The sequence below is a fragment of the Streptomyces bungoensis genome (assembly GCF_001514215.1).
Classification (GTDB): Bacteria; Actinomycetota; Actinomycetes; order Streptomycetales; family Streptomycetaceae; genus Streptomyces; species Streptomyces bungoensis.
Genome location: NZ_KQ948859.1, coordinates 1 through 20,056 on the forward strand (window position 1 = coordinate 1; position 20,056 = coordinate 20,056).

Sequence of the window (20,056 nt, forward strand, 5' to 3'; positions counted from 1 at the left end):
AAGCCATCCTCACCCTCCATCAGGCCAGCTCAGACGCAGGATGAAAAGACCTCAGTGACAGGCGAGCCACGGGCGCCAAGGGCGAACCCCTAGGTCAGGGGGTGGGGACCATACGGGTTTCCCCCAAGGGTGGCGGTCAGGCGAGATTGGGTGTTTCTCATCAGCTCTCATGCATCTGGCCGTTAGCCCACTGCTGGCCACAAGCCTGGTGCACTCAAGGCAGCGTCCTTCGTACCGTCGTGTCATGCCAGAGCAAAGGGCGGACGTCGCCGCTCAGTTCGCCAGTAGGTGCATCAGCCGCACACTGGGCGTGCAGGTCGAGCTGAATGACATAGACGGCCGGCAGGGAGCGCACGATCTGCTGCTGACGTACGAGGGACGGACCGTCGCCGTCGAGGTCAAGCTCATCGTGGATCCGAAGCACCGAGCTGCTGACAGAAAGTCGAGCCGGCTCGGGTACACGCTTCGGCCGGACCTCAAGTACTCGTGGACCGTTCATCTCGCGCAAGACAAAAAGTGGAAACGCGCGCTGACGCGCACTCCCTCACTCCTCATTGAGCTGGAGACGCGTGGAGCCACTCCAGGCACGGCTCATCACTTTTGGCAGCACGATGTGGAGCTCTTCTTGGAGTTCGAGCAACTCGGCATCGATGCAGTGTTCTGCATACCGCCGACGGAGAAGCATCCACCGGGCTACAACCGTAGTCGAGGACCTGCGCCACCACCTCACGGGGCGTGCGGTTCCGCTTCAGCTCCAGCACATGCAGGCTTCCCTCGGCGTCCATGCCGAGCAAGTCGACGACTTTGCCGTACGGCGTCAGCACTTGACGTCCGATCAGCAGCAAGGCCGTTCGTTCGTCGTCGACTCGGACGGTCGTCCGGTCGCGGTCATCGAGCTGACCGGTGTGCGGGTCGTCCCGCTGGCGCGGGTGGATCTCGCCCATGTGGTGGCCGAGGGAGAGGGGGACACCAGCGTCGCCGAGTGGCGCGAGGGTCATGAGCGGTTCTGGCGCGGCGAGGAGATGCGGGCGGCCCTCGATGATCCCGACTTCACCGTGGACGGCACCACGCCGGTGGTACGGCAACGCTTCCGCCTCGTCACAGACCTTCGCGGCGCCGATTGACCATGTGCCCGCCCCGTCGAGGTGACGCAACGCCACGACGCCCCCGCCCGGCGGAAGGGGTTCCGTCCGGCGAGGGCGTCGTGATGAGCCCGGTGCGGGGTGGGGCTCAGAGGGCCTGGTTGTTGCAGCCCATGTGGGAGCCGAGGTGGTTGGGCTGGGCGCCCGGGGCGCCCTCGCCGTTGAGCGCGTTGCCCAGCACGCCGTTGAGGGCGCCCACGCTGCCGAGCACGTCGATGTTCATGTCGTGCGAGCGGCACTCGACGCCCTGGCTGATCTCCATGTCGTGGCCCGGCTCACCGTGGGCGGCGGCGGTGCCCACGCCGAAGGATCCGACGGTGCCGAGGACGGCGGCGCCCACGAGGACCGCCTTGTGAAGCTTGCGCATGTTGTCTCCGTTGGTCGAGCTGGTGCGATCTGCGATCTGCGAGGTACGGCAGATCGAGGGGGAGTGGCGAACGGGTGCGGCAGGGCCCTCAGCCGACGTGGGGCAGGCCCAGCTGGCCCACCGGAGGCGCCGCGACCTGGCCGAGGCCCAGCGGGGCCATCTGCGGTGAGCCGGGCGCGACCAGCGGGTTGATGAGGGGGTTCACCTGCGGGTTGACCTGAGGGTTCACCTGCGGGGTCACCCGCGGCGCGGGCTCCGGTGCGAAAGCCTGCGGGACGGCGACCTGCGGAGCGACCTGCGGCATGACCTGCGGCGCCGCCTGCGGTGCGACGGCCGGCTGCGGGACGGCCTGCGGCTGGGCGTACGGCGCGCCCGCGCCCGACGCCTGGGCGTAGCCGCCCGAGGACGCCGAGGCCGAGGCGTACCCGCTCTGCTGCGGGCCCGCCTGCATCATCGGCGCGGCGTAGGGCTGCTGGGTGGAGGCCTGCGCGGTGCCCGTCGCGCTGGAGGCCGCCGTGGGCTGCGGAGCGCTCTGCTGGGGAGCGGCGTACTGCGGGGCCGCGTACTGGGGCGGTGCGTACTGCGGGGCGGGGGCCGGGGCCGCGTACTGGGGTGCCGCGTACTGCGGGGCGGGGGCCGGGGCCGCGTACTGCGGTGGCGCGTACTGGGGAGCGGGCGCCGGGGCCGCGTACTGGGGAGCGGGCGCCGGGGCCGCGTACTGGGGAGCCGGGTACTGCGGGGCGGGCGCCGGGGCGGCGCCGCTGTAGCCGACGGGAGAGTCGGCATGGCTGACGCCGGCGCCGATGGCGGACAGACCGCCGGCCGCTGCCACGACGAGCGCGGCCTTGTGAAGCTTGCGCATGGAATGCTCGGCCCTTCAATACCTGTACAGGGAAATCCGTTTGTATGCATCACAGTCCCGCGTGCATGCCCGCCCGGGGCTCGTACGGCGCTCCGGCAGGCACGAATACCTGTCTGGCACGGGGACTTCATGCCGGAGCCGGCAGCGAATCCATTGCCCCTCTCCGACACATGCTCGCCACCCTCTCGAAGCTGGCAACGAGGTCTCCCCCGGCCCGGTCACGGGATCGGAAATTCCGTCACCCGATTGCCGGTGGAACGCCGTCGTTCGACACGGCCGAAGGATTGGGGCAGACGGGTGACCACTTCCCCGGCACCCGTGTCCCGGGTCGCGTTCGCCTCGTTCCCCACGCAGTCAGGACGACGGTTCATCGCAGCCGCACCAGCATTTCCCGATACGTTCCACGCACAGGTCAATGAAGGGCCGAGGGTTCCATGCGCAAGCTCCAGCACGTCGCGCTCGTCGTCGCAGCCGCAGGCGGTCTGTCCGCCATCGGCAGCGGCGTCAGCTTCGCCGACTCTCCCGTCGCGTACAACGGAGCCGTTCCGCCACCCGTCTCCCAGCCCGACGCCCACGCCGCCTCGTTGACCTCCTCCCAGGCCAGCGTGCAGAGCTACGGCTCGCCGGCCCCGCAGCGGCAGGCGGCCCCCCAGCAGCCCGCCGAGGTGAGCCCGCAGGTCAACCCGCAGCTCAATCCCCAACTCAGCCCGCAGATCACCCCGCAGGCCGCGCCGCAGCAGACCCCCGCGCAAGCCGGTCCGCTGAACCAGGCCAACATCTTCCGTCCGTACCAGGAGTGCAGCCCGCAGTCGCTGCTCAACGCCAACCTCCCGGTCGCCCTGCTCGGCGCCTCCGAGACGCACGGCACCAGCTGCACCCAGGCCAACAGCCAGGCCAACGCAGCCGCCAGCGCCCACTGAGCGGCCGCACCGCCCGACTTCGGCCTCCGCGGGCCCTTCGAGGAGCACTCCTCGCAGGGCCCGTTGGCATATGACGGTATGTCAGTGATCGCGGGACGACGCGCTCACGGAACCGGCGCGCCGCTGTCCGATTTGGGATAGTTCCTATTAATCTCCCGTAATTGTAAGAAGTCGATCTCCTGCAGATCGCACCCTCTTCACTCCACCGGAGATGACATGCACAAGCTTCGCAAGGCCGCTGTCCTGGTCGCCGCGCTCAGCACCGTCGGCCTCCTGGGCGCCGGCACCGCCCACGCCGACGGCAAGGGCGGCGAGAAGGGTGACCGCTTCAGCATCCTGCAGAGCACCAGCTGCCGCTCGCACGACATGAACCTCGACATCCTCGGCGAGGTCGGCCTGCTGGACGGCGTGCTGGGCAACGCGCTGAACGGCGAGGGCAACCCCGGCGCCCAGGCCACCCACCAGGGCTCGACCATGGGCTGCAACAACAGCGCCTTCTAGTCGCGCGCCGCCGCACGGGCGGCCGGACAGCGGACATCAGGCCCCGGCCCGGGCTTCACCCCGGCGCCGGGGCCTTCCGTACGGCACAAACCCTTCCGCATTACACATATTTTTATATGACAAGAATTGTATTTCCAGCCATGGTCCAAGGTGGTGACAATTCACCGCATTCAGCGTGCCGCAATAGCGAGTCGCATAGTTGCTATTAGCCTCCATAAACGTACGAAGTCGATCTCCTGCAGATCGCATCCCCTTCACTCCACCGGAGAGAACATGCACAAGCTCCGCAAGGCTGCCGTTCTGGTCGCCGCCCTCGGGAGCGTCGGGCTCCTGGGCGTCGGCGCTGCCCACGCCGACGGGGGTTACGGCGGCAACCGCGGACACGACGGCGGTCGTTTCAGCATCCTGCAGAGCACCACCTGCAGGTCGCACGACGCCAACGTCGACATCCTCGGTGAGGTCGGCATCGCCAACGGCCTGGGCGGCAACCTGCTGAACGGCGAAGGCAACTCGGGCGCGCAGGAGTCCTCCATGGGCTCGTCGATGGGATGCAACAACACCGTCGGCAAGTAAGCAGGGCCACGCGAAAATCCCGGTGCCCCGGCCTGAGGCCGGGGCACCGGGATTTTCGCGTCCGGAGAACCGCGGACCGGCCGCCCGGAAGCGGCGAGGTGGCTCAGGACGGGAAGCGGGGCGGCTCGAAGCCCTTGGGCAGGCTCGTCCTGTTGGAGCACGCCACCAGCGACCCGGTGTCCGTGGGCTCGCGGCCCAGCAGGCCGTCCTCGGGATCCACCAGGTGCGGCCGGCCGAGCGTCGAGCAGTCCTGCGACTGCTTGATGACATACCGGCCGCCCTTGTCCTTGTAGAGGGTCTCGCCCTTGTGGACGCAGGTGGTGTCGTCCCGCACGGACGCCTCGCAGCCGCCCGGGGAGGTGCCGGCGTACGCGTGGGCGCCGCCCAGGGACATCACGGCAAGCGTTCCGACGAGCCCCGAGAAGGTTGCGATCCTCTGTCGGCTGAACATGCGCTGTGTTCCTTTGCGATCGGTTGATCGGTCGAAAAAACAAGAGGTTCAGCCCGGACGCGCACCCTGGTGGGTTGTCTGCGCGTCCGGGCTGCCGTTGCCGCCTTGGGCGTTATTCAGCACACCGCTGCGTGCGGCGTATCGAGGGGGTGTCGATGCGCCTGCCTCACTTGGAGAAGCTGGAGAAGAACGGGGCGATGAACTGGCCGTAGACGACGTCCGCGTACTTGGCGCCGTCCTCCGACTTGCCGCCGTCCTCCGACTTGCCGCCGTACTCGGAACCGCCCTCGTCCGACTTGCCGCCCTCGTCGTACTTGCCGCCCTCCTCCGGCTTGCCACCGTCCTCGGACTTGCCGCCCTCGTCGGACTTGCCACCCCGGTCGTGCATGGAGTGCCCGGCGGGAGCGCTCCAGTTGGCAACGGCGTTGGCCTGCGAGTTGGCCACGGCGGTGAGCTGCGGAGCGTCACCGTTGCCGCCGGCGAAGCTGGCGCTGATGCCGAAGGTGGACAGGCCCGCGACGACCGCGGCAACGACCGCAGCACGCTGGAACTTGCGCATGGTTGACCCTTTCGTACCCGGGCATGACGCCCTGGTTGACTACTTAATGTGAGCATAGACACACATTCAGTATCATTTTGGGATCTGTACTTATGCGCCGTGTCGGCAGGTGCGGCCGCGACTCAGCTCAGCAGGCGCGCCAGCCCCGAACTCCCGTCACCCTTGTCACCCTCGTCGGCCGTACCGAGGACCGGCGCCGGGCCGGCGCAGGTCACCTTGGGGCCGATCTGCGTGGTGCCGTTGCTCATGGGGGACGTGGGCAGCGTCAGCGGTTCCGTCGGCAGGCAGGTCTGCACCCGGGGGGCGGTGAACCCGTCACCCGGGGGCATCTCGCCGGTGATCCGCTGGACGCAGGTGACGTTGCCCAGCAGGTCGCGCGTGCAGGTGCCCGGGCCCGCCGCGGCGTGCGCCTGGGCGGCGCCGGCACAGGTCGCGACGAGGCCGCCGAGCAGCCCCGAGACGACCGCCATCTTCTTCCTGCTGACCATGTGGTGCGATTCCTTCGTGAGGGTGCCCGGGCGCCGTACACCGCGAGCCGGCCGCGCCGGGCGTGGGGGGTGTCGGGGCGGAAAGGCCCTTGCGGGACGGCCCCTTCGAGGGCACTCGGAGGAAACCCCGGAGCGCGTCACGCGCGGGGCCGCGCCGCCGTCTTCAGCGGGTGAAGGCGTGGTTGAACTGACCGCAGGTGGTGTCGAAGGTCTGGCCGAGGCCGAGCGCGGCGACCGGGACGTCGTTCTCGGCGACCGTCTGCGGGCTGCACTCCTGGTACGGACGGTAGAGGTCGGACATTCCCGGTCCGTTGTCGTGGGCGAAGGCGGTACCGGCGCCGACGCCGACGGCGGAAAGGCCACCGGCCGCCACTGCTGCGATCACGACCTGCTGAAGCTTACGCATGGAACCCTCGGTTCTTCATTTGCCTGTACAGAGAGACTGATTGCCTACCGTGACGAACTGAACACTAGCAGTAGTCGACCAGGGTGTTCCACATCGGCCGATACCCGTGTCCATACGGGGAGATGGGCGCATCCCGGGGCGAAGAGGACGTCAACGCCCGTGCGCGGCCAGGGGACTTGCGGGCACCGACAGGATCAGGCCCCGCAGTGCCTCGACGTACCGCCGCATGTTCTTGTACGCCGCGTCCGTGTCCGGGTAGCGGCAGGCGAACCACAGTCCCTCGTCGAGGCGGTTGACCCAGACGCACACCTGGTCGCCGTAGGAGACCCGGAGCAGCCCGTACGCCTTCCGCTCGGACCAGCGCGTGGCACCGGGGGCGACACGGGCGTCGACGTACGAGACGATCGAGTAGAGGTCGGGCGAGGTCGGGCGGAAGTCTGCGCCGAGCAGGCGCAGGACCCGGGCCAGCGGCATGCGGGCCAGCGAGCGGTTGGCCTGGAGTTCGGAGCGCACCACGGCGAGCGCTTCGTCGAAGTCCCGGGCCGCGGGCACCTCGATCGGCGCTCCGCCGACGTACCAGCCGACGGAGTCCGACCAGGCGGACTTCATCCGGGTGTGGAACGGCACGACCGTGCGGTAGACCGGCTGTCCGCCGATCTCGTGGACGATCATGCTGGTCGCGGCCAGGACGCCCACCAGGCTGCCGCCGTGGCGCCGGCAGTACGCCTCGAACGCGGCGGCGGCGTCGGCGTCCACGAGCCACTCGCGCATGAGTTTCTGGGTGGGGAGCCGGCCGCCGGGGTCGAGGCCGAGATCGACGGGGAAGTTGGGCAGCACGCCGTCGCAGCGGCCGATGAACTCCCGCCAGCGGCCGACGATCGCGTGGGTGTCGTCGATGCCGTCCGCGTTGGTCCGTTCCAGCTCGCAGAAGTCGACGTAGCTGCCGACCTGCGTGCCGCCCACGGCGTGGCCGGCGAGCCGCGCCGCGTACAACTCGTTGATCTCGTCCGGGATGCGCTGCAGCGAGTAGGCGTCGACGTTGGTGTGGTCGAAGGCCAGGTACACGCTGGTGGAGTCGTCGCGGACGACGGCCGCGTAGATGAGGTTCGGCCAGCCCAGCGCGTCGGCAGCGACGTCGAAACGGTCCTGCAGGTGCCGTACGAGCCTGCCGGTGTCGGTGAAGTCGCCGACCACCTCGCGGCGCAGCGACACGTCGTCCCGCTCGAGCGTGAACCGGTGCATCTCGTCGCCGGACCAGCGGAAGCCGCTGCGCAGCGTCTCGTGCCGCAGCGTCCAGGCGCGCAGCGCCTCCTCCAGCGCGTCGAGGTCGGCGCGGCCGGGCAGGTCGAAGGCCGCGCCCAGCCAGGTCGGCACGAACAGGCCGTCCTCGCGCACCGTGCGCGCCGTTCTGATATGCGACTCCTGGTTGTACGCCGGCGGCCGTGAGTCCGTCGGCAGCGCCGCCGCCGTCGCGACGGTCGCCGGACTGAACGTCCACTCGACGAGCCGTCCGGGCCGGACCTCGCAGCGCTGGATGTCAGAAATTCGCACGGGCGTCTCCGTTCGCAGATGGCACAGAATCGATCAAGGGGATGCCGTGCGCGCGCGTGGTCCCCGCCGTGTCGCCGACATTCAGCGGAACGTGTGGCGTCTCGAACGGCGAAGCGAAGCACCCGCCGAACCGGGCTCCGGGAAGGGCCCGTTCGGATGTCCGGCGGGTGGCCGCGGCGACGGTCAGCCGAGGCGGCGTATCGGGGAGCCGGCCAGGAACGCCTCGATGTCCTCCACGGCCTGGCCGTAGTACGTCGCGTAGTTGGCCTCGGACACGTAGCCGAGGTGGGGGGTGGCGAGCAGGCGCGGGGCGGTGCGCATCGGGTGGTCCGCCGGGAGCGGTTCGGTGTCGAAGACGTCGACGCCGGCGCCGGCGATCCGGCCCTCGCGCAAAGCGGCGAGCAGGGCGTCCTGGTCGACGAGGCCGGCGCGCGAGGTGTTGATCAGGTACGCGGTCGGCTTGAGCAGGGCGAGTTCGGCCGCGCCGAGCAGGCCCCGGGTGCGCTCGCTCAGTTTGAGGTGGAGGGAGACGAAGTCGCTGGTGCGCAGCAGTTCCTCCTTGGAGGCGGCCCGTTCGGCGCCCACCTCGGCGGCGCGCTCCTGGGTGAGGTTCTGGCTCCAGGCGGTGACCCGCATGCCGAAGGCGAGACCGACCCGGGCCACCCGGCCGCCGATGTTGCCGAGGCCGAGCAGTCCGAGGCGGCGGCCGTGCAGGTCGGCGCCGACCGTGGACTGCCACGGGCCACCGGTGCGCAGCGCGCCGTTCTCGGTCACCAGGCCGCGGGCGAGGCCCAGCAGCAGCGCCCAGGTCATTTCTACGGGCGGGGTCGAGGAGCTGGCCGTTCCGCACACCGTCACACCGCCCCGCTCGGCGGCCGCGTAGTCGAGCACCGAGTTGCGCATGCCGGAGGCGACGAGCAGCTTCAGGCGGGGCAGGCGGTCGAGCAGGGAGGCCGGGAAGGGGACCCGTTCGCGCAGGGTGACGACGATGTCGAAGTCGGCCAGGACGTGCGCGAGTTCGTCCTCGTCGGCGATGTGCTCGCGAAAGCCGACGACCTCCACCCGGTCCTGGACGGCGGACCAGTCGGCGGAGGTGAGCGCGGCGTTCTGGAAGTCGTCGAGCACGGCACAGCGCAGTCGCATGTCGGTGTGTCTCCCCAGTCGGTGTGGTGCGTGGCGGCGCCGGCGGCCGGGGCCGCCGGCGGTCCCAGTCCACCACTGGCGCACCCGGGCCGGTGAACGGGCCCCGGCTCCCGGGTGAGCCGGGGCCGGGCGCCCGCCCGTCCGCCGCGAACCGGCCTCACTCGTACCGGTAGACGTCGCTCAGGTCCTCCAGTTCGTGGGGCGTCACGTCCCACGGCGGCATCCGCTCGTGCCGGGCCACCACCCGGTCGTGCTGGGCGTCGCCGGCGCCGGGCGGCTCGGCCGGGAGGTACCGGGCGCCGGGGTGGCGCCGCCGCCAGCGGGTCCACTGCAGGTCCACGAAGGCGTGGTGCAGCCAGAAGACGGGGTCGTTGACGGAGGCGCCGCCGACCATCAGCCCGCCGACCCAGCGGTGGACCCGGTTGTGGTTGCGCCAGGACACGCTGCCCCGGCCCGCGCCCCAGCCCTCCAGCTTGTTGCGGAACCCCCGGCCGACCGTGGAGTCCCAGGGCGCCACGTCGTAGACGGGGTCGGACAGCGCGCCCTCCAGCTCGGCGGCGGTGGGCAGTTGGATCGGGGAGCGGGCGCGGCCGAGGTCGCGGGTGAGGAAGTGGCCGTCCGTGACGTTCACTTTGACGGGCCAGTGGCCCGCGCCGTAGGCGAACGGCCCGGTCATCACCTGCCGGTCCGAGGCGCGTCCGTTGCCGCCGAGCAGGTCGGCGGTCCACGGCACGGAACGGGCCGTGCGGTCGCGGGTCCAGTCCCAGTACGGCACCGTCACCGAGGCGTCGACCCGGCGCAGCGCCCGCTCCAGTTCCAGCAGGAACTTGCGGTGCCAGGGCAGGAAGGAGGGTGCCATGTGGGCGGCGCGCAGGCCCTGTTCGCCGTCGGGCGTGTAGTACTCGATGTGCGTGCGCACGAACTCGTCGTACTCGCCGCGCCGTTTGACCGTCAGCAGGGCGTTGACGAACCGCCGCCGCTCGGTGGGGGTCAGGGTGCTGACGTTCTTACGCGTGTACACCATGCTCCCCACCTCCCGCGTGCACCGGTCCCCCGTCCATCGGGCCGGGCGCCAGGTCGCGCAGGTGCTCGCCGGGGCCGAGTTCGTCGACCGCCGCGCGGGCCGCGGCGAGCGGCGTCGGGTACGAGCAGTAGTGGTCGACCATGCTCAGCCAGGTGCCGTCGGCGCGGCGCATCAGGTGCAGCGGGCGGCCGTCGACGGTGACGTCCCAGCGGCTGCCGGCGGCCCCCTCGGCGCGGACCTCGGCGCCCCGGATGCGGCGGCCGCGGTAGGTCTCGTCGAAGGCCGCGGCGCGCCGGGCGCGGCCGTCCGCGGCGCGCGGCTGCCGGCAGGCCGCGACGACCGGGGCGAGGGCGGCGGTCACGGCCGTGAGGAGCATTCCCCGTACGGCGTGCCGCCGTGTCCTCCCCCGGGACTCCGCCCCGCCCGCGGCCGGAGTTCCGCGCTGCCCGCACCCCGGCGTTCCGCCGACGCCTGTGACCATCGTTCACTCCTCGTCCGGTTCGGTTGTCCCTCCCGGTAACCGCCGCACGGGCCTTCCGGTCACCGCGGTGCGGCCGGACCGGTGACCCGAGCCGGCCGGCGGGCGAGGAGCGTCGGCGGCAACCGGCCCTTCGTCGCCGCGCCGGTCACCCTCGGCCCCGAGGCGGTCGCCCCCTGGCTGCCGGTCCGCGAACTGCCCCCGGACCGCCGACGGCGTCCCTCGTCCGGGTCCCTCGGCCGCGCGCCGAGGTGCGGCGGGCCGTGGACCACGCCGGCGCGGCCGTCTCCCGGGCCGAGTCGATCCGCGCCTTCGCGCCGGTCGAGGGCGCGTCCACCGAGGGGAACGGGCTGCTCACGGCGTCCCTGAAGGGGAAGCGGCACGCGGTGCCGGCCGCGTACGCGGACGAGGTGGAGGCCCTGTACGGCGGGTGACCGAGCCAGGGCGGGCAATCGGGTGAATTCCGCGCCATTCACGGCGTCTCGGTTTCTTCGGGCCTCCATCGGTCGTTCACAGTCCGCAGGTCGTGGCGAGTGCGAACGTGCGGCATCACGGTCCCTGCGCCGACCCCTGCGGAATCCGGCACACGAGGCGATCGCATCGACGACCGGCGCCGGCTTCCCTTCCCGCCGAGAGAAAGACAACGAGAGTGCGACAGACTCTGACCAAGGGATTGGTCGTGGCCGCCGCCGCGACGAGCGCCCTGTCTCTGTACGGCACCTGGGCCTACGCGGACTCCGGCTCGCGTACGGCGGCGGACTCGTCCGCCGCCGCGCTGTCGGGCAACACGGTGCACAGGAACACGCCGGCTCCGCTGGACGCCCTGAAGCCCGTGCTCGGAGACGGCACGTCCGGATACGGCGACGACAAGTCCGCCGGCGACACGTCGAAGGACTCCGCCATCGGGACGCCGGACACCTCCGGAACCGGCTCCTCCACGGCCGGTTCCGTGAGCGTCACCTCCGACACCAAGTCGGACGACACGCCGGGCTACGGGGCGTCGGGCTACGGCTCCGACGACTCCTCCGACGGTTACGGCTCCGACGACTGCTCGTGCGGCTCGCCCACGCCGCCGCCCCCGACCGTCACGCCGGCACCCCCGGCGAAGCCCACTCCGACCCCGTCGAAGACGCCGCCCGCCAAGGCCGTCGTGCCGCCGGCCGCGCCTCCCGTCATGGCCGAGACCGGCGCCGAGGGCACGGCCGCGGCCGTGGCCGGCAGCGCCGCGCTGCTGGCCGCCGGCACCGTCCTGTACCGGCGGGGCCGGACCTCGGCCCGCCGGTAGGTCACGGAGGTGCCGGACGCCTCGCGTCCGGCACCTCGCGGTCACCCGTGCGGGCTACCGGCCGCCGAGCCGCCCGACTCGTTTGGTGCATTCGCCGTATATATGACTGTGCCTCAGCTTCTGGGGCGGAGCCGCACCGAAGGAGTGGGAATGACGTCTGCGCGTCGGTGGTCCACCCTCAGGCGGCGCCTGGTGCTCATCACCGCCGGAGCACTCGCGTCGGCGGCGATCGCCCAGGCCCCCGCCCTCGAGTCGATCGGCGCCGCGGACCGGCCCGACCCGCTGCCGTGCGCGCAGACGGCCCCGTCCGCGTGCCCGGCCGACGGGACGCGGGCCGGCTCCGCTGCGGCGTCCCCGTCGCCCGCCTTCGGCGCGTACCTCGGCTACGGGCCCCCCGGCGTGGAGCGCACGAGGGCCTTCGGCTCCTGGCTCGACGGCGCCGAGGTGCGCGTGGGGCACACCTACCTGCCGGGCGACCTGTGGAGCAACATCGAGGGCGCGCCGGGCTTCCTCGACAGCTGGGCCGCCTGGCGGCGGGCCCGGGCCGACCGGCTGCTCGTGCTCAACGTGCCCCTGATGGAGCACAACGAGGTGCCGGTGCCCGACGCGCGGGTCAGGGGGCTGCTGCGCCGCGCGGCGACCGGCGAGTTCGACGAGCACTTCACTTCCCTGGCCCGGCGCCTGGTCGGCCTGGGGGTGCCGGACACCATCCTGGTGCTCGGCTGGGAGATGAACGGCGTCACCTACACCCACCGCTGCGGCCCCGACCCGGAGCGCTGGAAGGCGTACTGGCGGCGCATCGTCACCGCCATGCGCTCGGTCCCCGGGCAGCGGTTCCGGTTCGACTTCGCCCCGAACCGGGGCGCGGACGCGGTGCCGTGGCCGAGCTGCTACCCCGGGGACGACGTCGTCGACATCGTCGGCATGGACTCCTACGACCAGCCCGAGGGCGTCTCCTTCGACGAGCAGGTGTCCGAGCCGTACGGGCTGCAGGCCCAGGTCGACTTCGCCCGGGCCCACGGCAAGCCGTTCTCGTATCCCGAGTGGGGCCTGTTCCGCAACGGCGACAACAGGTCGTACATGCTGCGCATGCTCGCGTGGCTGGACCAGCACCCGCCGCTGTACCAGACGATCACCGACTACTGCCCGCACGGCGTGTGGCAGTGCTCGGACAATCCCCGGGCCTCCGCCGTCTACCGCGCGGCGCTGTCCGGCCCGCCCGCACCGGACCCGGCACGGCCCGCGGTCCCCACCCCGCCGGTGCCCACGGCTCCCCCGGAGCCGCGCCCGAGCCCGAACCCGACACCGCCGGCCGTGGTCACGCCCCGCCCACCGCACCACTGCCCCTGCCGGCCGCCGGGGCGGCCCACCGGGGGCTAGGGTCTAGGCCGCCGCGGGCTGCGGGTCGGCCGGTGCCCGGCCCAGGAGCTGCTTGGCCCGGGCGCGCGCGGCGGCCTCGCAGGCGGCGGCCGCGAGCAGCGGCGCGGTGCGCCGACGGGCCAGCAGCAGACGCTGGTTGACGATGCCGCGGGGCCGCCACTGGTACTTGTACGGCTCGGTACCGCGCAGCAGGCTGAGCACCGGGCCTTCCGCGGTCCCCTGCGGGGGCAGTTCCTCGACGGCCGCGATGAGCAGCATCGTCGTCACGTCCACCTTGCGCTCGCGCAGCCGCGGATGGACGCCGTACAGGTACTTCCCGGCCAGCTGCCGGGACTGCAAGGTCAGGTCGACGGCCACGACCTCGTCCTCCAGCAGGAACTCCCTCACCACGGCCTCGCCGCACCGGACCATCGGCACCACCGAGCGGACCAGGTGGTCGAGGAACCGCGGCCGCAGGTGCTCCGGGGTCACCTTCCGGCCCTCCCACTGCAACCGGTGCAGTTCGATGAGCCGGCCGAGCGCCGCGCCGGTCTCGTCGGGGCCCACGGAGCGCCACCGGACGCCGATCCGGGCGAGCTTGCTCATCCGGTTGCGGACCCGCTGGGCCCGCTTCGACGACAGCCGCCCGACCAGTTGGTCCATCGGGACGGCCGGCAGCTCCAGGCACAGGGAGTCGGGCACCCGGTGCCGCGGGCCCTGCCAGCAGTGGTACACCCGCTCCACCGCGCTGCCGGGCCGCACCTCACGGAAGTCGATCAGCGCGGTACGGGCCAGGCCGGCCAGGGCGTCCGCCAGCGCCGGGACCGCCAGGTCGGCCGCCGCCTCGTCGAGGAGGACGTCGCAGAAGTCGGAGATCGCCCCGCCGACGGGCACCAGCGCCGGCAGCGGGCGGTGCACCCGCATGAGCGGCGCGGCGGCCACCAGCTCACCGCTCCGGCGCACCAGGACCACCCGCAGCGCGCCCGGCGTGCCGTACGACAGCCACCACGAGTGCAGCCAGGCGTGGTTCTGGAACGGCGTCGCCGCCCGGCACGCCCGGTACAGCCGCTCCCACTCCCCGGCCAGCCGCCCGAACGCGGGGGCGTCGGTGCACACCTCCACCGACAGGGCGCGGCAGGTCCCGGCGGTCACCGCACCCCCTGCGGTTCCGCGGCGGGGGCCTGGACGGGCACCTGCGCCCGCGCCCGGTCGTCGTCCGCCGGGGCCCGCCGCGGCCGGGCCAGCAGGCCGAGGCCGCCCAGGAGGCCGCCGGCGCTCGCGCCGACGAGTGCGGTCAGCACCGTGGAGGGGGACGACGGCTCGGTGGGCGGGACGGCCCGGGAGAGCAGGACGAGCGAGACACCGGTGCTCCGCTTGGCCCGCTCGGCCTGTGTGGTCAGGGCGCGCGAGACGGCGTCGGCGATGGCGGTGGCCCGGCCGCGGCGCCGGGACGTCGCCGAGATCGCGATCATCGGCGCGTCGGGCGAGGTCTCGGCCCGTACGCTCCGGCGCAGCGTCCGCACCGGTACGCCCGCCGCGTCCTGGGCCCTGCCCAGCACGGCGAGCTGCGTCGCGACCCGGCCGTACGTCTGGGCGAACCCGAGGGTCGCCGCGGAGTCGGGTGCCGCCTTGTCGGCCGGTACGGCGATGACGTAGCTCGTGGCGGTGTACTGCGGTGGCGTCATCACGCCGTACGCGGCGCCGGCGGACGCGCCGAGCAGGACGCCGGACGGGACCAGCAGCCATCGCAGCACCGCCCGCCAGCGGCTTCGGCGGGGCGGTCGTACGGGTTCCGTGGGGTGGTCGTCGGTCATCAGGGCCTCACTTCCAGGGTCGAGCCGGCCAGGACGGCCGTGTACACGTCCATGAGCTGGCGGGCGGTGCGGTCGACGGCGTAGTGCCGCACCGCCGGGGGGATGCTGCGGTCGCCGGGTCCCGCCCCGCGCAGCCGCAGCAGCTCCCGGGCGTACGCGCCTGCGCCGCCCGGGACGCGCCGGGCGCCCGGTGCGCTGCCCGGCGGCAGGTCGTCGACGGCGGGACAGGTCGTGTAGAGCACGGGGAGGCCGGCCGCGAGCGCCTCCAGCACGGCCAGGCCGAAGGCCTCCTCGGCCGACGGGGCGGCGAGCACGTCCATCGCCGACAGCAGGCCGGGCAGGCCGGGCGCGGGGTCCGCCGGGTCCGGCAGGTACGGCCGTTCGCCGGTCAGCACGACCCGGTCGGCCACCCCCAGGTCGCGGGCGGTGCGCCGCAGCGCCCGCTCCTCGTCCCCGCCGCCGACCAGCAGCAGCCGTACGTCCCGCGGGAGTTCTCCCAGCGCGCGGACGAGGACGCCGAAGCGTTTGCCGGCGGTGAGGCGCCCCAGCCCGCCGACGACGTACGCGTCCGGCGGGATGCCGTAGTGCGCCCGGGCCCGCTCGCGCAGCGCCGGGTCGTAGCGGAACAGGGCGGCGTCGATGCCGTTCGGGATGGTCCGGACGCGCTGGGCGGGCACTCCCCACCGCCGCAGCCGTTCGGCCACGGTCGGGGAGACGGCGACCGTGGCCCGGCCGAGGCGCTCGCCGGCCAGGTACAGGGCCCGGACGCCCGGGGTCAGCCGGCGGCCCTCGATCCGGGCGTCGCCCAGGGAGTGCTCGGTGGCCACCACCGCCCGCACCCCCGCCAGGCGCGCCGCGGCCCGGCCGTACAGGCAGGCCCGGTACAGGTGCGTGTGCACGAGGTCGTAGCGGCCGGCGCGGATCAGCCCGGTGAGCCGGGGCAGGGCGGCGAGGTCGCGGTTGCCGCGCATGCCGAGGTCGGTGACCCGGACCCCGTCGGCCCGCAGACCCTCGGCGACCGGGCCCGGGTTGGTCAGCGTCACCACGTCGCACCGGGCCGGCAACCGGCGAAGCAGCAGGCGCAGTTGCTGCTCCGCGCCGCCGACACCGAGGCCGGTGATGACGTGCAGGGCCCTCACACGGCCTCCAGTGCCCGGCCGCGGACCCGCGCGAGACGCCGCTTCAGCTCCAGCCGCGCGGCCGTGTCGGCCTGGGCGATGTGCAGCCGGGGCACCGCGAAGTCGCCGGCCAGGGCGGGTGGGGGCGCGATGGCGCAGGCGTAGCGGTACCCGGCCTGGCGCACGGTGTCGTGGACGTGCTGGTCGAGGCGGCCGTAGGGGTAGCAGAAGCCCTGGACGTCGGCGTCGATGAGGTCGGCCAGGACGGAGCGGCTTCGGTGGACCTCGGCGCGCATCTCGTTGGGGCCGGCCTTGGTGAGGTCGACGTGGGTGAGGCCGTGCGAGGCGATCTCGATGCCCGCGGCCGCCGCCCGGCGGATGCCCTCGGCGCCCAGGAGGCGCTTGCGCGGGCCGAGCGCGTCCCAGTCGTTCTCGCCGTCGAGCCGCCCGGGCAGGACGAACAGGGTGGCCCCGCAGCCCCAGCGGCCGAGGACCGGCAGCGCGGTGGTGAGGAAGTCGGCGTACCCGTCGTCGAAGGTGAGCCCGACCAGCCCGCGCTCCTGTTCGCGCGCCCGCGCCGCGAGCAGGTCCCGCATGCTGACCCCGCGCAGGCCGCGGGCGCGCAGCCAGGCGAGCTGGCGGTCGAGGCGGGCGGGCGAGACGGTGATGTCGTACGGGTCCTCGGGGTGGTCCGAGACCGAGTGGTACATCGCCACCCAGGCGGCGGGACCCCACGCCCGGCGCCGGCGGACGACCGGTTCGCGCAGGGGTCCACGGACCGGTTCGAACGTGTACGGGGGCAGGGTGATGTCAACGACCATGGTTCAGCCTTCGTGTGACGGAGCGTCGGAGAGGGTGCGCGGCCGAGGACAGCAGGGTCCGCGCGCCGGCCGTGTCCAGGGCCCACACCAGCGGGACGAAGACGGCCGTCACGGCCGCGCAGCCCGCGGCGACGGCCGCCGGGGCCGAGTCGAACGGCGCCGCGCAGACGGCCCCGGCCGCGGTGGCGGCGACGGCCGCGCCCACCGGCCCGGCCAGTTCGGCGAGGACCCGGTGGACGCGCACCGGGAGGCTGCGCGCGCCGAGCCCGCGCAGCAGGAGCAGCGCCGTGAGGGTGATGCCCGCGGCGTTGGCGGCGGCGATGCCGCGCGCGCCCCAGAACCCCACCGTGCAGGCGCCGAGGCCGATGGTGACGGCCAGGCCCGCGGCCATCGCGGCCAGCGGGTACCAGCTGGCGCGGCCGGCCGAGAAGTACGACCGCGCGAGTGCGCCCACCAGGGTCTGGCCGAGCAGCCCGAGCGCGTAGACCCGCATGGCGGAGGCGGTCGCGGCGGTGTCGGCGGCCGTGAACGCGCCGTGCTGGAAGAGGAGCCGGATGATCCCCGGCGCGCAGGCCTCGACCACGGCGGTGCCCAGCAGCACCAGGCAGCTCACCAGCACCAGGTCCCGTTCCATGCGGTCCCGGGCCCGCCGCAGGTCGCCGTCGGCGACGGCTCTGGCCAGCACCGGGAAGGTGACCACGCACACCATCAGGGACAGCGACATGGGCAACTGGGCGACCTTCTGCGCGTAGTTGAGGTGGGAGATGGCGCCGGCGGGCAGGCCTGAGGCGAGGTAGCGCTCGGCGAGGACCTGGGACTGGCGGCACAGCACGTACAGCAGCACGGCCGTGACCAGGGCGAGGGTCACCGCCCGGCGGTCGTCCCCGCCGGGGCCCGGGATCCAGGCGCGCGGGCGGGGGCGGCGGGGCCGGCCGGCGATCCGGCGCCACAGGAACGGGGCCTGGACGGCGAGCATGAGGGCTCCGCCGAGCGCGACTCCCAGCGCGGCCGAGCGCACGCCCCAGCGGTCGCCGAGGACGCACACCGTGCTGATGACGGCGACGTTGAGCGCGACGGAGATGGCCGCCGGGGCGAGGAACGCGCCGTGCGCCCGCAGGGCCGCGCTGCAGTATCCGGCCAGCCCGAAGGTCAGGACGCAGGTCGAGGTCAGGCGGGTGCAGTCCACGGCGAGGGACGCGTCGGGCAGGCTGGGCGCGAGGGCGGCGACCAGCAGGGGTGCCGCCGCGACGAGCACCGCCGCGACGGCCGCGAGGCCCAGGCACAGCCGCGGCAGGGAGGCCGCGACCAGCGCGCGCACCGGGTCGGGGCCGCCGTTGCCGCGCGCCCGCCGGGCGACCGCCACGCTGAACGCGGGGACCAGCACGTAGGCCATGCCGCCGTCGATCAGCAGCGTCGCCGCCGTCTCGGACACGGTCCAGGCCACCAGGAAGGCGTCGGTCTCCGCCCCGGCCCCGAAGACGTGGGCCAGCACCTGGTCCCTGCCGAGCCCCAGCAGCGACCCGGCCACGGACAACACGGCGGACAGCAGCGTCGCCCTGGCGAGGAACCGCCCGGACCCGGTGCCTTCGGCCCTCCCGCGCACGGCGGTGACGGCATCGGCTGCGGACGCCGGGGCTTCGCCGTGCGCACGGCTCCGCTCGGGCTCCGGGTGCCGCACGGACGCCGTCGGCACCACCGGCGCACGGCCCTGCGCGTCGCCGGGCCCGGGCACCGGCTGCCGCACGGGCGCCGCCGGCTCGCCGTTCCACGGCACGCCGGGCTCAGCGGCCGGGTGCCGGACGGCTGCCGTCCCCGTCGGCGGCTCGTGCTCGGCGCCCAGGTGCGCGGCGGTGCCGTGTGGCGTCGTCCGGGGTGTGGGGGTGCCCTGGGGCGCCGGGGGTGTGGGTCTCACCGCGGCGTCTCCGGGGAAGCGTGGGGCAGGGCCCACCAGGCGGCGAGGCCCAGGGCGACGGACGTCAGGATCGTGGAGGGGCCGCCGATGTCGGCGTACGCGAAGTCCACGAGCTGCCACAGCAGCAGGCCGCAGGCGGCGGTGGCGCAGTCGCGGGCGCGTCCCGCGCCCGGCAGCCGCCGCAGGGCGCGGACCAGCAGGGCCAGCCAGCTGCCCGCCACCGTCAGCAGGCCGAGCAGGCCCTGTTCGCTGAGGAGCAGCAGGTACATGTTGTGCGGGGAGAGCAGCGGCTGGCGCCGGAACGCCCGGCCGGCCCCGCCCGTGTCGCTGCCCGACGACAGCGCGAGCGACGCGTGGCCGTCCCGGTACGCGGGGAAGGCCTTCAGCCCCACGCCCGTCACCGGGTGCTCGCGCCACATGCCGGTGGCCGCCGCCCACAGGGTGTAGCGGTCGACGACGGACTGGTCCGGCGCGTCGGCGACCCGGACGATGCTGGTCAGCCGCTCCTGCAGCGCCGTGGCGCCGACACCGAGCCCGCCCACCAGCACCACCGCCGCCGCGACCGCGGCCGCGCACACCGCCGCCGCCCGCCGCACTCCGGTCAGCAGCAGCTGGGCCCCGCAGGCGACGGCCGTGGCGATCCAGGCGCCGCGGCTGAAGGACACCGCGAGCGGGACGAGCAGCAGCAGCGCGCAGCCCGCCGCCACGGCCCGCTGCCGCCGCGCCGGAGCCTCGAGAGCGAGTCCCGTCGCCGTGACGACGCCGAAGGCGACGACGGCCGCCATCCCCATCACGTCCTGCGGCCCGAAGGTGCCCACCGCGCGGATGTCGGCACCCTGGTAGGAGGCCCCGGTTCCGGTGAGGTACTGGTGCACCCCGAGCGCGCCCTGCCCCAGTGCGAGGGCGACCAGCGACCAGAGCACCAGCCGGGCGTCGCGCCGGTCGCGCAGGAGCAGCAGCACCGCGATCGGGACCAGGACGAACACCTGCAGGTAGCGGGCCAGTCCGGCGAGCGCGTCGCCGGGGCCCGCCGCGCCGGCCGCGGCGACCGCGATGCCCACGACGGGCAGCCCGAGCAGCACGGCCGCCGTCCGGGTCAGCGGGCGCGAGGCCTGCCGCGCGGTGCGGACGGCGGCCCACAGCACGACCAGCCCCGAGGCCGCGTCGGCGGGTGTGGCGCCTCCCCCGTCCGGGCCGACCGGCAGCCCCAGCAGGGCGACGACCGCCACGACGGGCAGGACGGGGGCGGCCCTGCGCAGCGCAGGCAGCAGCGGCAGCGGGG

At 73.5% G+C, this 20,056-nt stretch carries 23 protein-coding genes and 1 pseudogene; 7 read left to right on the top strand and 17 right to left on the bottom strand.

Annotated elements, in window-relative coordinates; genetic code table 11:
* Positions 1–214: 214 nt before the first annotated feature.
* The gene (locus AQJ66_RS19070; RefSeq protein WP_159052583.1) at positions 215–508 is read right to left on the bottom strand and encodes a hypothetical protein; all 294 of its coding nucleotides are present in this window, start codon (positions 506–508) and stop codon (positions 215–217) included.
* 253 nt (positions 509–761) lie between these two features.
* On the opposite strand from AQJ66_RS19070, the gene AQJ66_RS37380 reads away from it, so the two are divergent.
* The gene (locus tag AQJ66_RS37380) at positions 762–1,124 is read left to right on the top strand and encodes an ASCH domain-containing protein (RefSeq protein ID WP_107118978.1); all 363 of its coding nucleotides are present in this window, start codon (positions 762–764) and stop codon (positions 1,122–1,124) included.
* Between the two features lie 106 nt (positions 1,125–1,230).
* Here the strand turns inward: AQJ66_RS37380 and AQJ66_RS19080 are convergent, their stop codons facing one another.
* Together AQJ66_RS19080 and AQJ66_RS19085 are read right to left on the bottom strand one after the other, a co-directional pair.
* Entirely contained in the window at positions 1,231–1,509 is a 279-nt protein-coding gene (locus AQJ66_RS19080) for a hypothetical protein (protein WP_061923360.1), read from the bottom strand.
* An 88-nt stretch (positions 1,510–1,597) separates the two neighbouring features.
* A complete protein-coding gene (locus AQJ66_RS19085; RefSeq protein ID WP_061923363.1) occupies positions 1,598–2,371 on the bottom strand; it encodes a hypothetical protein in 774 nt (257 codons plus the stop codon).
* A 434-nt stretch (positions 2,372–2,805) separates the two neighbouring features.
* Here AQJ66_RS19085 and AQJ66_RS19090 point away from each other — a divergent pair, with 434 nt between their 5' ends.
* The 3 genes from AQJ66_RS19090 (at position 2,806) to AQJ66_RS19100 (ending at position 4,365) form a co-directional block, all read left to right on the top strand.
* Complete coding sequence (locus AQJ66_RS19090) at positions 2,806–3,291, top strand: hypothetical protein (protein ID WP_061923366.1); 486 nt, start codon at positions 2,806–2,808, stop codon at positions 3,289–3,291.
* 216 nt (positions 3,292–3,507) lie between these two features.
* The gene (locus tag AQJ66_RS19095) at positions 3,508–3,792 is read left to right on the top strand and encodes a hypothetical protein (RefSeq protein WP_061923369.1); all 285 of its coding nucleotides are present in this window, start codon (positions 3,508–3,510) and stop codon (positions 3,790–3,792) included.
* 273 nt (positions 3,793–4,065) lie between these two features.
* Positions 4,066–4,365: a hypothetical protein gene (locus tag AQJ66_RS19100; RefSeq protein ID WP_061923372.1), complete on the top strand. Its 300-nt coding sequence runs from the start codon at positions 4,066–4,068 to the stop codon at positions 4,363–4,365.
* A 103-nt stretch (positions 4,366–4,468) separates the two neighbouring features.
* Here the strand turns inward: AQJ66_RS19100 and AQJ66_RS19105 are convergent, their stop codons facing one another.
* The 8 genes from AQJ66_RS19105 to AQJ66_RS19140 form a co-directional block, all read right to left on the bottom strand.
* Positions 4,469–4,816, bottom strand: coding sequence for a hypothetical protein (locus tag AQJ66_RS19105; protein WP_061923375.1), 348 nt, complete (start codon positions 4,814–4,816; stop codon positions 4,469–4,471).
* 166 nt (positions 4,817–4,982) lie between these two features.
* Positions 4,983–5,375, bottom strand: coding sequence for a hypothetical protein (locus AQJ66_RS19110; RefSeq protein ID WP_061923378.1), 393 nt, complete (start codon positions 5,373–5,375; stop codon positions 4,983–4,985).
* Positions 5,376–5,497: 122 nt separating this feature from the next.
* Positions 5,498–5,863 (bottom strand): hypothetical protein, encoded by a 366-nt coding sequence (locus tag AQJ66_RS19115; protein ID WP_061923381.1) that lies wholly within the window; start codon positions 5,861–5,863, stop codon positions 5,498–5,500.
* A gap of 163 nt (positions 5,864–6,026) precedes the next feature.
* Positions 6,027–6,269 (bottom strand): hypothetical protein, encoded by a 243-nt coding sequence (locus tag AQJ66_RS19120; RefSeq protein ID WP_061923385.1) that lies wholly within the window; start codon positions 6,267–6,269, stop codon positions 6,027–6,029.
* A 150-nt stretch (positions 6,270–6,419) separates the two neighbouring features.
* On the bottom strand, positions 6,420–7,820 hold the full coding sequence (locus tag AQJ66_RS19125; RefSeq protein WP_061923388.1) for a condensation domain-containing protein: 1,401 nt from the start codon (positions 7,818–7,820) through the stop codon (positions 6,420–6,422).
* 183 nt (positions 7,821–8,003) lie between these two features.
* Positions 8,004–8,963, bottom strand: coding sequence for a D-2-hydroxyacid dehydrogenase family protein (locus AQJ66_RS19130; RefSeq protein WP_061923391.1), 960 nt, complete (start codon positions 8,961–8,963; stop codon positions 8,004–8,006).
* Positions 8,964–9,120: 157 nt separating this feature from the next.
* On the bottom strand, positions 9,121–9,987 hold the full coding sequence (locus AQJ66_RS19135; RefSeq protein WP_061923394.1) for a tyrosinase family protein: 867 nt from the start codon (positions 9,985–9,987) through the stop codon (positions 9,121–9,123).
* Positions 9,971–10,468: a tyrosinase family oxidase copper chaperone gene (locus AQJ66_RS19140; protein WP_061923397.1), complete on the bottom strand. Its 498-nt coding sequence runs from the start codon at positions 10,466–10,468 to the stop codon at positions 9,971–9,973. The genes AQJ66_RS19135 and AQJ66_RS19140 overlap by 17 nt, the downstream gene beginning before the upstream one ends.
* A 111-nt stretch (positions 10,469–10,579) precedes the next feature.
* Between AQJ66_RS19140 and AQJ66_RS37385 the strand changes: the two are divergent.
* The 3 genes and pseudogenes from AQJ66_RS37385 to AQJ66_RS19150 form a co-directional block, all read left to right on the top strand.
* A pseudogene (locus AQJ66_RS37385) lies at positions 10,580–10,899 on the top strand (long-chain fatty acid--CoA ligase); the annotation flags it as partial.
* Between the two features lie 215 nt (positions 10,900–11,114).
* Entirely contained in the window at positions 11,115–11,750 is a 636-nt protein-coding gene (locus tag AQJ66_RS38880; protein ID WP_159052584.1) for a hypothetical protein, read from the top strand.
* Positions 11,751–11,900: 150 nt separating this feature from the next.
* Positions 11,901–13,130 (top strand): glycoside hydrolase family 26 protein, encoded by a 1,230-nt coding sequence (locus tag AQJ66_RS19150; protein ID WP_107118974.1) that lies wholly within the window; start codon positions 11,901–11,903, stop codon positions 13,128–13,130.
* Positions 13,131–13,133: 3 nt separating this feature from the next.
* On the opposite strand, the gene AQJ66_RS19155 is transcribed toward AQJ66_RS19150, so the two are convergent.
* The 6 genes from AQJ66_RS19155 to AQJ66_RS19180 all read right to left on the bottom strand — a co-directional run bounded on the left by AQJ66_RS19155 (position 13,134) and on the right by AQJ66_RS19180 (position 20,051).
* Complete coding sequence (locus AQJ66_RS19155) at positions 13,134–14,261, bottom strand: GNAT family N-acetyltransferase (protein WP_061923402.1); 1,128 nt, start codon at positions 14,259–14,261, stop codon at positions 13,134–13,136.
* Complete coding sequence (locus AQJ66_RS38345; RefSeq protein ID WP_061923405.1) at positions 14,258–14,923, bottom strand: YveK family protein; 666 nt, start codon at positions 14,921–14,923, stop codon at positions 14,258–14,260. The genes AQJ66_RS19155 and AQJ66_RS38345 overlap by 4 nt, the downstream gene beginning before the upstream one ends.
* A complete protein-coding gene (locus tag AQJ66_RS19165; RefSeq protein WP_061923408.1) occupies positions 14,923–16,062 on the bottom strand; it encodes a glycosyltransferase in 1,140 nt (379 codons plus the stop codon). The genes AQJ66_RS38345 and AQJ66_RS19165 overlap by 1 nt, the downstream gene beginning before the upstream one ends.
* Complete coding sequence (locus AQJ66_RS19170) at positions 16,059–16,862, bottom strand: polysaccharide deacetylase family protein (protein WP_061923412.1); 804 nt, start codon at positions 16,860–16,862, stop codon at positions 16,059–16,061. Before AQJ66_RS19170 ends, AQJ66_RS19165 begins: the two co-directional genes overlap by 4 nt.
* A complete protein-coding gene (locus tag AQJ66_RS19175) occupies positions 16,852–18,558 on the bottom strand; it encodes a lipid II flippase MurJ (protein ID WP_425264294.1) in 1,707 nt (568 codons plus the stop codon). The genes AQJ66_RS19170 and AQJ66_RS19175 overlap by 11 nt, the downstream gene beginning before the upstream one ends.
* A 212-nt stretch (positions 18,559–18,770) precedes the next feature.
* Complete coding sequence (locus AQJ66_RS19180; protein WP_061924017.1) at positions 18,771–20,051, bottom strand: O-antigen ligase family protein; 1,281 nt, start codon at positions 20,049–20,051, stop codon at positions 18,771–18,773.
* Positions 20,052–20,056 lie beyond the last annotated feature (5 nt).

Excerpts from the sequence above, each read along its gene's own strand:
- AQJ66_RS37380 (WP_107118978.1), top strand. The coding sequence starts at position 762 with ATGCAGGCTTCCCTCGGCGTCCATGCCGAGCAAGTCGACGACTTTGCC.
- AQJ66_RS19080 (WP_061923360.1), bottom strand. The coding sequence starts at position 1,509 with ATGCGCAAGCTTCACAAGGCGGTCCTCGTGGGCGCCGCCGTCCTCGGC.
- AQJ66_RS19085 (WP_061923363.1), bottom strand. The coding sequence starts at position 2,371 with ATGCGCAAGCTTCACAAGGCCGCGCTCGTCGTGGCAGCGGCCGGCGGT.
- AQJ66_RS19090 (WP_061923366.1), top strand. The coding sequence starts at position 2,806 with ATGCGCAAGCTCCAGCACGTCGCGCTCGTCGTCGCAGCCGCAGGCGGT.
- AQJ66_RS19095 (WP_061923369.1), top strand. The coding sequence starts at position 3,508 with ATGCACAAGCTTCGCAAGGCCGCTGTCCTGGTCGCCGCGCTCAGCACC.
- AQJ66_RS19100 (WP_061923372.1), top strand. The coding sequence starts at position 4,066 with ATGCACAAGCTCCGCAAGGCTGCCGTTCTGGTCGCCGCCCTCGGGAGC.
- AQJ66_RS19105 (WP_061923375.1), bottom strand. The coding sequence starts at position 4,816 with ATGTTCAGCCGACAGAGGATCGCAACCTTCTCGGGGCTCGTCGGAACG.
- AQJ66_RS19110 (WP_061923378.1), bottom strand. The coding sequence starts at position 5,375 with ATGCGCAAGTTCCAGCGTGCTGCGGTCGTTGCCGCGGTCGTCGCGGGC.
- AQJ66_RS19115 (WP_061923381.1), bottom strand. The coding sequence starts at position 5,863 with ATGGTCAGCAGGAAGAAGATGGCGGTCGTCTCGGGGCTGCTCGGCGGC.
- AQJ66_RS19120 (WP_061923385.1), bottom strand. The coding sequence starts at position 6,269 with ATGCGTAAGCTTCAGCAGGTCGTGATCGCAGCAGTGGCGGCCGGTGGC.
- AQJ66_RS19130 (WP_061923391.1), bottom strand. The coding sequence starts at position 8,963 with ATGCGACTGCGCTGTGCCGTGCTCGACGACTTCCAGAACGCCGCGCTC.
- AQJ66_RS19135 (WP_061923394.1), bottom strand. The coding sequence starts at position 9,987 with ATGGTGTACACGCGTAAGAACGTCAGCACCCTGACCCCCACCGAGCGG.
- AQJ66_RS19140 (WP_061923397.1), bottom strand. The coding sequence starts at position 10,468 with ATGGTCACAGGCGTCGGCGGAACGCCGGGGTGCGGGCAGCGCGGAACT.
- AQJ66_RS19150 (WP_107118974.1), top strand. The coding sequence starts at position 11,901 with ATGACGTCTGCGCGTCGGTGGTCCACCCTCAGGCGGCGCCTGGTGCTC.
- AQJ66_RS38345 (WP_061923405.1), bottom strand. The coding sequence starts at position 14,923 with ATGACCGACGACCACCCCACGGAACCCGTACGACCGCCCCGCCGAAGC.
- AQJ66_RS19170 (WP_061923412.1), bottom strand. The coding sequence starts at position 16,862 with ATGGTCGTTGACATCACCCTGCCCCCGTACACGTTCGAACCGGTCCGT.